The 838-nt window shown below is 53.9% G+C and carries 1 protein-coding gene; it reads left to right on the top strand.

The window, feature by feature from the left end:
* Positions 1–838: hypothetical protein (locus tag HMPREF2697_RS10600; protein ID WP_306806828.1), on the top strand; the 838-nt coding region annotated here is incomplete at both ends.

Below are 838 nucleotides of genomic sequence, written 5' to 3'. Positions count from 1 at the left end.
TTGAGGCGCTCATCGATGCACTTGTACTTGCGGATTCGCTTGCACTCGTTGATGCACTCTGTGAGGCACTGGTACTTGCGGACTCGCTCGCACTTGTTGAGGCACTCATGGATGCTGAAGTGCTGGCTGATTCTGATGCACTTGTTGAGGCACTCATGGAAGCCGACGTACTTGCCGACTCACTTGCACTTGTTGAAGCACTTTGCGATGCACTTGTACTTGCGGATTCACTCGCACTTGTTGAAGCGCTCATGGAAGCCGACGTACTTGCTGATTCGCTAGCACTTGTTGAAGCGCTCATCGACGCACTGGTACTTGCGGACTCTGATGCACTTGTTGAGGCACTCATCGATGCTGACGTACTTGCGGATTCTGATGCGCTAGTTGAGGCACTCTGTGACGCTGACGTACTTGCTGATTCAGACGCACTGGTTGAAGCGCTCATCGACGCTGAGGTGCTGGCTGATTCACTCGCGCTGGTTGAGGCACTCATCGACGCACTGGTGCTTGCAGATTCACTGGCGCTAGTTGAAGCACTCATTGACGCGGACGTACTTGCTGATTCAGATGCACTTGTTGAGGCGCTCTGTGACGCGGACGTACTTGCTGATTCAGACGCACTCGTTGAAGCGCTCATGGACGCGGATGTACTTGCGGATTCGCTGGCACTTGTCGATGCGCTCATTGAGGCTGACGTACTTGCGGATTCGCTAGCGCTTGTTGACGCACTCATCGACGCTGAAGTACTTGCGGATTCGCTAGCACTTGTTGAAGCGCTCATTGACGCGGACGTACTTGCTGACTCACTCGCACTCGTTGAAGCGCTCATGGAAGCACT

It is taken from the genome of Streptococcus sp. HMSC064D12, from assembly GCF_001837205.1.
Classification (GTDB): domain Bacteria; phylum Bacillota; class Bacilli; order Lactobacillales; family Streptococcaceae; genus Streptococcus; species Streptococcus salivarius_D.
This window is presented reverse-complemented; position numbering and strand designations above follow the sequence as displayed.